General features: G+C 43.1%; 11 protein-coding genes and 1 pseudogene. 8 read left to right on the forward strand and 4 right to left on the reverse strand.

Features of this window, described 5'->3' with window-relative positions; translation table 11 throughout:
* Nucleotides 1-244 precede the first annotated feature (244 nt).
* From OO778_RS03515 to OO778_RS03530, 4 genes and pseudogenes are all read left to right on the forward strand, one after another.
* Nucleotides 245-802 carry a helix-turn-helix domain-containing protein gene (locus tag OO778_RS03515; RefSeq protein ID WP_065274799.1) on the forward strand — a complete coding sequence of 186 codons (558 nt, stop codon included), beginning with the start codon at nt 245-247 and terminating at the stop codon, nt 800-802.
* A 1-nt stretch (nt 803) separates the two neighbouring features.
* Entirely contained in the window at nt 804-1256 is a 453-nt protein-coding gene (locus OO778_RS03520) for a VPA1267 family protein (RefSeq protein WP_065274798.1), read from the forward strand.
* Nucleotides 1256-3448 carry an AAA family ATPase gene (locus OO778_RS03525; RefSeq protein WP_065274797.1) on the forward strand — a complete coding sequence of 731 codons (2193 nt, stop codon included), beginning with the start codon at nt 1256-1258 and terminating at the stop codon, nt 3446-3448. The genes OO778_RS03520 and OO778_RS03525 overlap by 1 nt, the downstream gene beginning before the upstream one ends.
* A gap of 331 nt (nt 3449-3779) precedes the next feature.
* A pseudogene (locus OO778_RS03530) lies at nt 3780-5051 on the forward strand (MATE family efflux transporter); the annotation flags it as partial.
* A gap of 54 nt (nt 5052-5105) precedes the next feature.
* On the opposite strand, the gene OO778_RS03535 reads toward OO778_RS03530, so the two are convergent.
* From OO778_RS03535 to OO778_RS03545, 3 genes are all read right to left on the reverse strand, one after another.
* Nucleotides 5106-5984, reverse strand: coding sequence for a U32 family peptidase (locus OO778_RS03535; RefSeq protein WP_053809267.1), 879 nt, complete (start codon nt 5982-5984; stop codon nt 5106-5108).
* Between the two features lie 20 nt (nt 5985-6004).
* Nucleotides 6005-7018: a peptidase U32 family protein gene (locus OO778_RS03540; protein WP_258677226.1), complete on the reverse strand. Its 1014-nt coding sequence runs from the start codon at nt 7016-7018 to the stop codon at nt 6005-6007.
* A 133-nt stretch (nt 7019-7151) separates the two neighbouring features.
* A complete protein-coding gene (locus OO778_RS03545; RefSeq protein WP_047008947.1) occupies nt 7152-9191 on the reverse strand; it encodes a bifunctional diguanylate cyclase/phosphodiesterase in 2040 nt (679 codons plus the stop codon).
* 363 nt (nt 9192-9554) lie between these two features.
* Between OO778_RS03545 and OO778_RS03550 the strand changes: the two genes are divergently transcribed.
* Both OO778_RS03550 and OO778_RS03555 read left to right on the forward strand, forming a co-directional pair.
* A complete protein-coding gene (locus tag OO778_RS03550; RefSeq protein ID WP_046875127.1) occupies nt 9555-10082 on the forward strand; it encodes an SCP2 domain-containing protein in 528 nt (175 codons plus the stop codon).
* Nucleotides 10066-10569 (forward strand): N-acetyltransferase, encoded by a 504-nt coding sequence (locus tag OO778_RS03555; protein WP_104970909.1) that lies wholly within the window; start codon nt 10066-10068, stop codon nt 10567-10569. Before OO778_RS03550 ends, OO778_RS03555 begins: the two co-directional genes overlap by 17 nt.
* Nucleotides 10570-10633: 64 nt before the next feature.
* Here the strand turns inward: OO778_RS03555 and OO778_RS03560 are convergent, their stop codons facing one another.
* Nucleotides 10634-11080, reverse strand: coding sequence for a hypothetical protein (locus OO778_RS03560; protein ID WP_145473520.1), 447 nt, complete (start codon nt 11078-11080; stop codon nt 10634-10636).
* Nucleotides 11081-11230: 150 nt separating this feature from the next.
* Here OO778_RS03560 and OO778_RS03565 point away from each other — a divergent pair, with 150 nt between their 5' ends.
* Complete coding sequence (locus OO778_RS03565; RefSeq protein WP_145473521.1) at nt 11231-11641, forward strand: DNA polymerase III subunit psi; 411 nt, start codon at nt 11231-11233, stop codon at nt 11639-11641.
* A gap of 55 nt (nt 11642-11696) precedes the next feature.
* Nucleotides 11697-12152 carry a ribosomal protein S18-alanine N-acetyltransferase gene (gene rimI / locus OO778_RS03570; RefSeq protein WP_005394641.1) on the forward strand — a complete coding sequence of 152 codons (456 nt, stop codon included), beginning with the start codon at nt 11697-11699 and terminating at the stop codon, nt 12150-12152.
* Nucleotides 12153-12295 lie beyond the last annotated feature (143 nt).

The following is a 12295-nucleotide window of genomic DNA, read 5'->3' on the forward strand; positions in this document are numbered from 1 at the left end:
AGAGTTCAAACTTTTATGCTAAATAGTGAAGTTATGCAACTTTCATTCAGGAAGATGATACTCATCAAGATTCGCTGTGTTTTGAGCCGTTAGCAAGACATGTAAAAACAAGGGCGAGATTTGTAATAACGAACCTCGCTTTTTTGTGCTTTCGGTAAATATAAAATGTGTAACAAAATGGTTTTTTGACACTTTGTAACAAAAATACTAAGTTTAATATTACATATTGGTGAGGGGGGGGGGGATGTCAAGAAAGATTGGTTTAGTGAGTAGGATGGAGCAAATTCACTCTATTCAATCAAAACTAGTACCTATCGAGCTAGATAAAGTTTTTATCGAAGAGGTAAAAGCCAAGCCTGGCTCTAACAGTGAGGCTCTCAGCGAGTGTATTTGCTTTTTAGAGCGTGGGGATAGTGTTTATGTTGAGTCTTTTAGTTTGCTAGCTACAAGCTTAAGTGATTTGCATCATCGCTCTCAGCAAATCCTTTCTCAAGGTGCTTCTATTGTCTTCGTTGCTGAAAATATAACGTTATCGGAAAATGAAACGGACTCATCAGTAGTTAGCCTCAGTTTATTTGATTCATTTGCCAAATTTGAAAATTACCTCCTTTCTGAATGTCAAAAGGTTAGCTCAACAAGTTCAGACAACCCAATTGGTCGTCCCTCAATACCAAGCAATATACGAAAAGCTGTAATAGCTCTAAATGAACAGCGTATACCAAAAGCTCAAATCGCCAGGCAGTATGGGATATCCCGACAAACCGTTTATCGCATTTTGAATGAGAATACTTCTAGGAGGTAGTATGTCTAACGGATTGAAAGAAGAAAATATTGATAAGTTTCGAGCGTGGATTTCTTCTGTTGATGAGGGGCTACTGGATAATAAGGAATTGGAATTAAATCGTGAAATCAAATCGATGCTAATAAGCATGGTATATCGTGGCAAGTTAAATCGAACTAAAGTAGCTAAAGCCGCAGGTATTGGCAAATCAGCTCTAACCCAAAATGATGTTATCGTGAAAGATTTGGAAAAGTTCGAAAACTCTCTTAGAGGCATTGGAATACTGCCTATAGCGGTCACTTCAAAACCAGATCAAGAAATCGCTTCAACCCCGAAAAGAAATAAACGCTTTACTGAAGTTCAAAGACTAGAAACTCAACTGAGTCGAGCGCAGCAAGAAATTCTAGTCCTTAAGGCAAAGTTAGAGCGATATCAAGAGTTAGAAGAGGTTATTGCTGAATTGGGAGTGCTTTGATGTCATCGAAAGAAAATCTGAGATTCTATGTGCGTGTTACTAGTGCATTCCCACTCCGAGACAATAAGTATATGTTCTATGGTGTTTTTGTTAGAGGTAGTCACCGCTCTAATAAAGTATCAGCGAGATCATATGCTGCCATTTATTGCTCGGAAAGTAAGTTTGAGGTGGAGCCGAGAGTCGGACAAATCTATGAACTGCTAGGTAAGCCTGAAGTTCGAATCAAAGATGACTCTGGGTATGAAATGACAGAAGTGAGCTTTGTTGAACCGTACAAGATCAAAATTGTCTTGCCTGAAACTGCTGAAGAGTTTATTGGTTTTATCTCTAAAGAAAAAGATTTCGTTGGTATTGGTGAGGCTAAGGCTAGGTTGCTTTTTGATACCTTTGGTGGAACAGTTTTCGAAATCCTCTCTCAGAAAGATATAACGTCACTAAAAAAGGTTTTAACCGTAGATTCGGCTGAGGCTTTGATCGCTGGATATAGAAAATACGAAAACCTACGTTACGCATCATGGTTTGCTGAGAAGAAAATACCACCACGAGTTCAAGCAAGGCTTTTTAGATACCACAAAGCGAACTCAGTCGAGCAAGTAAAAGAAAACCCTTATTTACTACAGCATTTTGGTCTGTCATTTGAAGAAACAGACAATATTGCACAGATGTACTTTGATATTGAAGAGGATGATCTGAGAAGGCTTAATGCAATGGTTGAGTCTGCGATGAGAGACTATTGCTCTGAAGGACATACTGTAGCTGATGTTTCGATATTATTTAGTCGGATCGCTAGTCTTGCAAACGATGAAGATTTAGCCGAAGAAGCTATTATTAATGCCCATAGTTCTTTGGCTGTCTACTACGATCCCAATAGTGAAAGAATTCATAATACTGGTACTTACATTATGGAGAAAGTCATAGCAAAGCGACTTGCTAAGTTATCTCAGAAACATGAATGGTTGACCGTATTTGATGAATCACACCGAAAAGCCTTAGAAGGCATACCTTTCCCTCTCTCTTATAAGCAAGAGGAAGCAGTAGTAAGAAGCTTAGAGACTAAAGTGCTTTGCATTACTGGCGGTGCAGGCACAGGTAAAACAACAGTTCTTAAAGCAATTGTTGATGCTTATCGGTACTCTGGATTTAAAATATTTGCTACAGCTCTTTCAGGTCGAGCAACGAAAAGGCTAAGTGAATCGATTCATATGCCAACTTATACAATTCATAGGTTAGCGATGCTTGATGAAAGTGAATTTGAGTCAGATAAGCCGACACTTTTAATTATCGATGAAACTTCAATGGTCGATATCCTTAGCTTGTACCGTCTCATAATGAAGATACCTCCATCTACGAGAATTATATTTGTTGGAGATGACGCTCAGTTAGCACCGATTGGTTCAGGGTTGGTCTTGAGCGAAATTGTTCGAAGTGATGTTGTTAGTACGGTGAAGCTGGATGTAGTGCAGCGACAAAAGGAATCTTCTGGAATTCCTTTTTACTCAAACCAAGTCCGAAAAAAAATCATTCCTGAAAACCTATCCTTTAAGAATATCAGCTTTAAGAGCACACCTTATGATTCCTTAGTAGATTCAGCAGTCGAGCTGTATTTAGAATTGGGAGGAAATTGTCAGATTATCACTCCGACCAGAAAGTTGACTCGTGAAATCAATGAGCATTGCCAAGCAATTAAAAATCCATACGGTAAGAAGGTGTTTCTTTTATTTGATGGTGAGTTTGAGGATGTTGGGTTGCGTCTTAATGATCCTGTCATCTTTACGAAAAATGACTACAAGCTTGATATTCAGAATGGCACTTTAGGTAAGATTATTGAGGTCTGTAATCATGATCTTGTTAAAGCAATAGTAAAGGTCGAAACAGATACGGGTGCTGTAATTGACGTTACTTATAATCATATTGATGACTTGGAGTTGGCTTATGCTATTACGTTACATAAGGCTCAAGGAAGTCAGTTCGAACAGGTGATAGTTCCACTTTTTAGAAGTCGAGTTATGGATAACTCTTGGGTTTACACTGCAATTACTAGAGCAGAAAAGTCTCTGTATTTTTTGGGCAGTGAAAAGGTATTGAGAGAAGCAATCACTACAGAAACAGCAGTTAATAAAAGACAGGTAAGTTTATCTAGTTTGTTGATTGATGAAGTAGAAAAGCTGTCAAGGAAAGTTATTGATGCCTAGCGAATGAGTGCTTGCACTCAGTAATGGCTCAATCAGTTTAATTGATAACTAACAGAAATAGTAAACTTACTTATGGTGTTGGCACATTCATGTGCCAATGTCGTACTAGAATAACACTAACAGAAAGTGCCAATACTTCTGGTATACAATATTTACAGACAGGGATGAGGTAAAGAGAGAAGCAAAGAATAGAGAACTAACAAAATTTTTTTTGTTAGTTGGCTTTTTTGGGGGGGTAGTAGGAGACTTCTTATTTAAACCCTAACTAATACGGGCTTACTCACCCACTCACCCACCCAACTAACAAATTTTTTTATGTGATTACTTTTCATATCAAATAGTTGATGGCATTTTTATTGGCCGTTATGTTGGTGCTGACGGATTAGCAGGGATCAATGTTGCGTGGCCGATCATCGGTTCTATCCTCGGTATAGGGATGATGATTGGGGTGGGGACTGGTGCGCTAACGTCGATTAAGCAAGGAGAAAACGATCATGAGGGTGCGAAGCGTATTTTAACGACCGGATTGGGGTTGTTAGCGATATTGATGCCGGTCGTTGCTACCATATTGTTCTATTTTTCAGATGAATTTATTCGCTGGCAGGGGGCGGAAGGGCGAGTGTTTGAACTCGCGCTGCAATATCTGCATATTCTGATTGTCGCGTGCGTATTTACGCTAGGCTCTATCGCGGTTCCATTTCTTTTACGCAATGACGACAGCCCGAACTTAGCAACGATGCTGATGGTCATCGGTGCCGTCATTAATATTGTATTAGACTACGTATTTATTGCTTGGTTGGGGTGGGAGTTAACCGGAGCGGCCATTGCTACAGCGCTGGCACAATTGGTGGTAACCGTGCTTGGTATCGGTTACTTCTTTACTTCAAAAGCGACCTTACGCCTTCGAATCAGTGACTTTAAGGTTCAAGTCGATGTTGCACCAAAGATTATAATGATCGGTACATCTAGCTTCTTTATGTACGCGTACGGCTCTGTGATGGTGGCAATGCACAACGCATTATTTGCTCAGTACGGAAGTGCAATGTTGATCGGGGCGTATGCTATTTTGGGATATATCGTGACGGTTTACTATCTGATTGCAGAGGGAATAGCGAACGGTATGCAACCTCTAGTGAGCTTCAACCACGGGGCGCGCAACCAGGCGAACGTCAGAAAATTACTGCAAGTCGCAATGGGGACATCTGTGCTTGGTGGTGTAGCGTTTGTGGGTTTGATGAACCTTTTCCCGTACGAGTTGGTCTCGGTGTTTAACAATGCTGATCAGCAGTTGATTGATAGCACGGTGATCGGGATTCGTTTACACATGTTTGCGTTGTTCCTAGATGGCTTTTTAGTCGTGGCGGCTGCGTACTACCAATCGGTAAACAAAGGCAGCAAAGCCATGTTTGTGACACTAGGCAACATGTTGGTTCAACTGCCGTTTTTATTCGTTATGCCGAAACTGTTTGGCGTGACAGGCATTTGGCTGGCTTTCCCATTGTCCAATATTGCGCTGAGTTTAGTTGTGGTCAGTATGTTGTGGCGGGACGTGAAAAAGCTGCTAAACGAAACTTCGGCTGAGCCAACAGTGCAAGCCTGTTAACAATGGCTGATAGAGAAAAGCGAGGTTGGGCCTCGCTTTTCTTTTTTTGGGGAGCTAAATGTTTTTTACTTCTAAGCCAGCTAGTTGATGCCAATAGCCATTGCATTGGCGGCTTTCAAGTTTTTCAGGGTTGTCGCCGTGCTCGTTTGAGCGAAAATGCTCTAACTCAGAAAGTGTACTCACACCGAGAGGGCTTAATCGGACCACATCAACCAGCCCTTGCATACTTGGTAAGTCATTGATCAGGTTATAACAATACCCTGATTGCGTTTGAATGCCGTTAAGGTTAAAGACTTCTTGCCCTTCTTGGCTACTGACCTGGATTCCCGTAGGGTATTTGATACAGCAGGTTTCGCAATCGTCTTTCGCTCGGTTTTCAGCTCGGGCTGTGAAACAGCGAGCGGAATACGCTAAAGGTAAATAACCGTGGCTAAATACCTCAACTTCAAACTTGTTACGAATACCCAGCTCGTCACACTGAACTAAAGTATCGTTTAACCATTCGCGAGAGAGCTCGACAGGCATGCACCAACGCATCATACCTTGCTTCAAAAATAAGTTGAGCGTGTGTGCGTTATAAGTATTGATTGCAGGGCCAACGACGAAAGGCACTTTATGCTCTGATGCTAATTGAACCGCCGATACGTCATTAGCCTCAATGGCGAAGTCACCGTTATTGATGTACTTCTTCATGATGTTTACTTCACTCGGTGCTTCCAGTAGCGCCATCGTAGAGATAACGACTTGCTTGCCAGAGGCAGATAAGTCTTTAGCGATTTCCAACCAGTGGGCTGATTTCATTTCTCTGCGTTTAGAGCAAACCGATTCACCCAGGTAAATAATGTCTGCAGAGCTTTGTTTTGCTTGTTGGTAGAAGGCTTCTACATCTTGTTTTGGCCAAAAATAGAGTAGTGGGCCAAGTGCGTATTTCATTGAGTTATCCATCTTAACCTCTACTGCCATTTACGGTGGTAAGCACCTAGGGTGGTTTGCGTTCCTTCCGACACATTTGCGAGCGTCGCATCCCATGCGGCTTCAACTTGGTAAGCTTCTGGGTTGGCTTGGTAGTGATCAATCGCGGCTCGCCATGTTCGAGTGACTTGCTCTACGTAAGCTGGGCTGCGTTGGCGCCCTTCAATTTTTACAGACGCGACATTAGCGGCAAATAGTTCTGGCAGCATCGAAAGGGTGTTCAAACTGGTTGGCTCTTCCAGAGCATGATAGCGTTTTTTCTCACCATCAATTTCTGTTTCAAAACGACCTTTACAGAGCGTAGGGTAGCCTGCGTTTTCTCCTGCGCAGTAGCGGTCAATTAGGATGTTGTTCAGACGAGACTCAAGACCTTGTTCAGTTTCTTGCCAACGAACGTATTTGGCAGGAGAACAGGCACCCACAGTGTTTGGGGACTCACCCGTCATGTATGATGACAAATAACAACGGCCTTCGGACATAATACAAAGGCTACCAAAAGCAAAGACTTCGAGCTCGACATCGCTAGTGATGTTGCGCGAAAGCTGCTTCACCTGATGAATCGATAAGACGCGAGGCAGCACCACACGTTTTACGTTGAAGTTCTGTTTATAAAAATCAATGGCTGCGATGTTGGTCGCTGATGCTTGCACTGAAAGATGTAGTTCCAGATCGGGATATTTGCGAGCTGCATACTCCAGCACTGCAATGTCTGCAACAATCAGCGCGTCCACACCCAATGCCGCTGCATTGTCTACCGCGTTCGTCCAGCGCTCAAAGCCATTGGGATGAGCGAAGGTATTCAACGCGACATGAATTTTTTTGTCGCGGTCGTGAACGTATTGCACCGCTTTTTCTAACTTTTTGCCGTTAAAGTTGAGGCCAGCAAAGTGACGGGCGTTGGTATCATCTTTGAAGCCAATGTAGACGGCATCGGCACCGCAATCAATCGCAGTTTTTAACGCAGGCAGGTTACCCGCGGGACACAAGAGTTCCATATGCTCACAATCATTGAGAATAAAAAGGTGTCCGCATTTTATGAAGAATTATGAATAGCGAAATTGACCTAAGTTAGGTTTAGCTCAATAAAGTCGATATTTACCCCTTGAGAGTAAGGGTATCGAGTCGGGGTTAGTTCTTGTGACGACGATTCTGGACAAACAGCTCTTCAATTTCATGTTTTGGCTGTGGGCGATAAAAATGGAATCCTTGAATCGCATTACATTGAAGGTTAGAGAGCAAAGTAGCTTGCTGGTGGGTTTCCACCCCCTCGGCAACGACCGTCAAGTCGAGTGACTTACCCAGATTAATGATGTTTTCAATCACAGTGACCTGTTTGGGTAGCGTGTCGATATCGTTAATAAACGCACGGTCGATTTTCAGCTCGTCGATAGGGAAGCGCGCTAAGTAGGAAAGGGAAGAGTAACCGGTACCAAAGTCATCGATAGAGAGGGCGAAGCCCAGTTTCTTAATCGCATTCAGCATTTGCAGTGTATGTTCGCTATCACTCATCACGGCACTTTCGGTTAGCTCGAAGGTAATACAGCTTGGATCAAGCTCGGTAGTGCGAAGCAACTTTTCCATAAAGTCGATCAGCTGTGGATTACCAAATTGCTCGGGAGAGAGGTTGATAGCGACACGACCTGGCAGTATGCCTTGTTGTTTCCAACGTTTTACCGTATTGAAAACATCACGCATCACGACGCGTCCAAGGTGTTCGATTAACCCTGCACGCTCGGCGACAGGAATGAATGAACCTGGGCTAATGTAACCTTCGACAGGGTGTTTCCAACGAACGAGCGCTTCGGCACCGTTAATGCTGAAGTCACGCGCGTTAACCTTTGGTTGATACCACACTTCTAAACCGTTCTGCTGCAATGCTTTTTGCAGTTCGATTTCAAGCCACAAACGCATGCGCGCTTCTTTGTTCATCTGGTCGTTAAATTTGATCAGGCGATTTCGGCCACGATCTTTGGCCTCATACATCGCAGTATCGGCATTTTGTAGCAGGATTCGCGCATCTTGCCCGTCTTCAGGGTAACGAACGCTACCAATTGAGCACGCAAGGCGTTTACTGAAGTGGTGCAAGTCGAAAGGCTGGTTGATCAACGAGATAATGCGATCTGACAAAATTTCAGCCATGCGGGTATTTTCTGGTTCTGGCAGAATGACGCCAAACTCATCGCCACCCAAATGACCAATAATCGCTTGATTTGGCAGTAATCGTTTAAGACGGGCCGATACCTCTTGAATCACTTTATCGCCAATGTGGTGACCAAGTGAGTCATTAATGTTTTTGAAGTTATCGATATCCAAATAGAACACCAGAAGCGGCGTTTGCTTTTTGATCAGCTGTTCCAAACGTTTGGTGAAGCCAAAGCGGTTGTAGAGTTTGGTGAGCGAATCAATATGTATGTCTTCATTCGATGCAGAAGACAAATTCTTGGGTGTATCGTCAGCGTCTTGGATCAGGATGATTTGAGACTCGCTGCCTAATATCGCCGTGGAATCAGCGTGTAACTGAACTTTTCGTTCAAAGCCACATCTCGCGCTGGTTAAGCAAACAAAAGGCTTGTCAGAAATTAATGTACTCAAACGATGACTAAACACTTTCTTGCTGTTTTCATCGATGAATAAACGGCTGAGCTCCTCGCCTAGCAATTCATGGGGAGAGTTCAGTCCCAGGAGGCGTGCTGATGCAGGGTTGGCAGAAATGATAATGTCATCTTCGATAAGCAGCAGACCGTCAGGCAGTAGTTGTGTTAATTTCGCAAACTTACTTTCGGACTCCTCTAAGGAGCGTACGAGGATCTGCTTTTCTGAAGTATCCACGGCGTGAAAAACGACAAAGCGAATTTCGTTACCTTCAAAAACCGGTGACAGACTAAAGTGCAGGCTGGTTTCAAGGTCGGTTTCATCGAGGGTGATTTCGGCTTCGACATGCGTTCCTTTGAATGCACGCTGATAGTAAGGGGCCAGCTTTTTATAAAACTGCTCACCCAGTACCTGGCAATCGTTTAAGCCGATGATTTCCTCATGACTTAAACCTGCGATATCGCAGTAACGGTCACTTACCATTCGATAATTGTGTTTTTTATCAAGAATGGCAAAGAAGAAAGGGCTATTTGAGGTTAGCGTGGCAAACCAATGTTTTAATTGCTGGGAAGGCATTAGGGTATTACCGATCTCCAATGAGCCAGATTATTCGTCCGTGTATAAAAAGCGACACCCTGATAAGCCTGCGGCGGTCTACTATCAAGTCACAGTATCGCTTGCCATTAAAGGGCTCGCGGTTTTAACTTTACAGTCGACAATCACATGGATACGCTCAGATAACTATAACTTTGAAAATACGGTTGTAAAAGTGTTTATCCACCTGTTCGCATCAATAATACACGTAACTTCAAAAAAAGAAGCGTTAGTGAACAATAATCCACCAATCTAAAATAAGCACTTTATTGATACATAACAGTAATCTCATTGCCACGATTGCTTAATATAGGCAACCTAATGACAAAGTAACGGATAATGAACGTGTTAAACAAGATTCGCAGTCAACTAGTAAAGAACGCAGCTAACATTTTGCGTTCTCCAGTCCAGTTATTACCACAGCCAGTTCAGCAAAAAGCATTGCTGGAAGGGCTAAAAATGGTGTTTAAAGAAGCCTTGGAAGATGGTGACTTTGAGTTCCTTGAAGACAAGTGGTTAAAAGTTGCGATTAAAGACTTGAACTTAGCATGGTACATCAGCTATCAAGACGAAAAATTAGTGGTAGCTGAAAAACCAGTTCAGGAAGATGTGAGTTTTAGTGGTAATCTAAACGACCTAGTACTGATTGCTGGTCGTAAAGAAGACCCTGACACACTGTTCTTCCAACGTCGCCTTTCAATTGAAGGCGATACTGAGCTTGGCTTAGAAGTGAAAAACTTAATGGACAGTGTCGACTTAGAGCAGTTACCGAAAGCAATGCAAGTCGCTTTGAATCAATTGGCTGATTTTGTTCAGAAAGGAGTTCAAGCGCCTGCACAACCAACCGGAGTAGCGAATGCTTATTCGAACTGAAGCCCCTGCGGACATTCTTACCATTGACCGCTTATTGAAACACGCCTTCCCGACGGAAGCTGAAGCTAAGCTTGTGATGCGTTTGCGCGAAAATAGCAAATTCACACTTTCCTTAGTCGCGTGTACAGATGAGGGAGAGGTGATAGGCCATGCTTTATTTAGCCCAGTGACTTTAAATGGTGAAGATTTGTCGTGGCAAGGGCTGGCGCCATTGGCTGTTCATGAAGATTACCGTCGCCAAGGCATCGCTGCAGAGTTGATCAAAGAAGGTTTTGATTCACTGCGTGATTTTGGCTATCCAGTGTGTGTGGTGTTGGGCGATCCTGATTATTACGCGCGCCAGGGCTTTCAATCATGCGACGAGATGGGATTCGAATGCGCTTGGGATGTTCCTAAAGGTGCATTTCGTATCGCAGAGTTGGTCGAAGGTCAATGTGCCGGACTCTCCGGACGCATAGATTACGCGCCAGAGTTCTCTGAACTGTAAATGAAAGAAGCCCACTAACTCAGTGGGCTTCTTTCTTAGTTCATTGAAAACTGAGATAGGGAGATTAAGACGACTGGTCACTTTTCTTCTTACCCCAAACCTCTATTTTTGCTTTCTTACTTAGCCCTAAAACATTGAGTTTTCTGCTGCCCCAACTGCTGTAATTCATTTCAATCTGTTTTAGCTTTGCTTCTTTTGAGCCAGGAAGGCTCCATGCACGAGTCGATAATCCACTTGTTAGCACACCCATAGAGGTTAGCTTTTTCTCACTACCGTCCGTCATCACGACTTTTAAGTCGTTAATGTCTACCGTGCCCTGCACACATTTCAGTTTAATTTTACTGAAGCTGCGATTTCGGAATAGGCTATTTGGTGTCACGGTATCCGTTTCTGTTTGGAATTTGACGGTTTTTGTTGCAATCAGCTCCCACTCATCGCTGCTATTAGCAAAAACACTCATGCTGGTGGTGGCTACCAGTGCGTAAAGCAGCAGTGTAGGTAAGAATTTCATAATGTACCTCATATGTTATACCTACGGTGTGGCCATTGTCATAGGCAGAACAGTTCAATCATTCCAATGTATTGAGGTGTTCCTTGAAGTCCTTTAGGTATAATCACGATTATTTGTTAGGATTGCCCTCGTTCAAATAGGTGACGGAAAATGTCAATTAACGAGAAACAGTATTTACACGAAATGGGCATCAGCACATGGGAGCTGGTACACCCAGATAGATTGGCAGGTTACCAATCGCCAAAAATCGATTTGCAAAGTTCTTGCAAACTCCTGTTGATCTCTCCGGTATGTCCAGAGAATGAGACGGCGGTTTTGTTTGAAAACATCCTAAAGAGTATGAAGTTAACGCTTGACCAAGCGTTACATATTGAGCCAGAGCGATTTCCATTACTTGGCCAGCACGAGCTTGAGTGGGTTTGGTTTGCTGGGTGTGAAGCCGAAGTATTGCCTGACACTAAACCGCTGACATCGCCATTGTTGCAAGATGTGGATGGGAATATCCAACAAAAACGTGCACTTTGGCAACAGATTTGTTCTTACAACAATTCGAGCAAATAAGCATTAATCCCCGTTTTACTGCAATTGGTATTGCACATGAACCCCTAGGTAAATAATGACAACTAAAATCTTACCAATGTGCGCTGAGCACTTAGATCAAGTTTGGCAAATTGAGCAGCAAGCACACTCGCATCCGTGGGCAGAGTCTTTGGTACGTGATTTATCCAGCCGTGGAGCATGTCATCATGTGATGCTCGATGGCGAGATGGTGATTGGCTACTTCTATGCGCAGAATATTGTCGGTGAAGTTACGTTGCTGAATATTGCTATCGCGCCGCATCTTCAGGGTAAAGGCTATGGTCAAAAACTTTTGGATGCGTTCTTAGAACATTGTGAGCAATCAAAAGCGGAGAGTGCTTGGCTTGAGGTGCGAGAGAGTAATAAGCCTGCTATTTATATTTATGAACAAGCTGGATTCAATGAAGTTGATCGACGTCATAACTATTACCCTGCGAAAACTGGCACGGGAAAAGAAGATGCGATTATCATGAGTTATCTCTTCTTTCACTAACGTCAACGCATCCCATAAGGGAAGTCGCCCCTAAAGCGATCAGTTGCCCCTGAGGCAATAATAAGCGAGAATACCGCGCAATATTGAATCTAAAAAGCGTGTTTGCTTTTCGAGCAAGCATTCAGACATCAAAGAAGACCAGT

This window comes from Vibrio sp. STUT-A16, from assembly GCF_026000495.1.
Classification (GTDB): Bacteria; Pseudomonadota; Gammaproteobacteria; order Enterobacterales; family Vibrionaceae; genus Vibrio; species Vibrio diabolicus.

Excerpts from the sequence above, each read along its gene's own strand:
- rimI (WP_005394641.1), top strand. The coding sequence starts at position 11,697 with ATGACAACTAAAATCTTACCAATGTGCGCTGAGCACTTAGATCAAGTT.
- OO778_RS03565 (WP_145473521.1), top strand. The coding sequence starts at position 11,231 with ATGTCAATTAACGAGAAACAGTATTTACACGAAATGGGCATCAGCACA.
- OO778_RS03560 (WP_145473520.1), bottom strand. The coding sequence starts at position 11,080 with ATGAAATTCTTACCTACACTGCTGCTTTACGCACTGGTAGCCACCACC.
- OO778_RS03555 (WP_104970909.1), top strand. The coding sequence starts at position 10,066 with ATGCTTATTCGAACTGAAGCCCCTGCGGACATTCTTACCATTGACCGC.
- OO778_RS03515 (WP_065274799.1), top strand. The coding sequence starts at position 245 with ATGTCAAGAAAGATTGGTTTAGTGAGTAGGATGGAGCAAATTCACTCT.
- OO778_RS03535 (WP_053809267.1), bottom strand. The coding sequence starts at position 5,984 with ATGAAATACGCACTTGGCCCACTACTCTATTTTTGGCCAAAACAAGAT.
- OO778_RS03525 (WP_065274797.1), top strand. The coding sequence starts at position 1,256 with ATGTCATCGAAAGAAAATCTGAGATTCTATGTGCGTGTTACTAGTGCA.
- OO778_RS03540 (WP_258677226.1), bottom strand. The coding sequence starts at position 7,018 with ATGGAACTCTTGTGTCCCGCGGGTAACCTGCCTGCGTTAAAAACTGCG.
- OO778_RS03520 (WP_065274798.1), top strand. The coding sequence starts at position 804 with ATGTCTAACGGATTGAAAGAAGAAAATATTGATAAGTTTCGAGCGTGG.
- OO778_RS03545 (WP_047008947.1), bottom strand. The coding sequence starts at position 9,191 with ATGCCTTCCCAGCAATTAAAACATTGGTTTGCCACGCTAACCTCAAAT.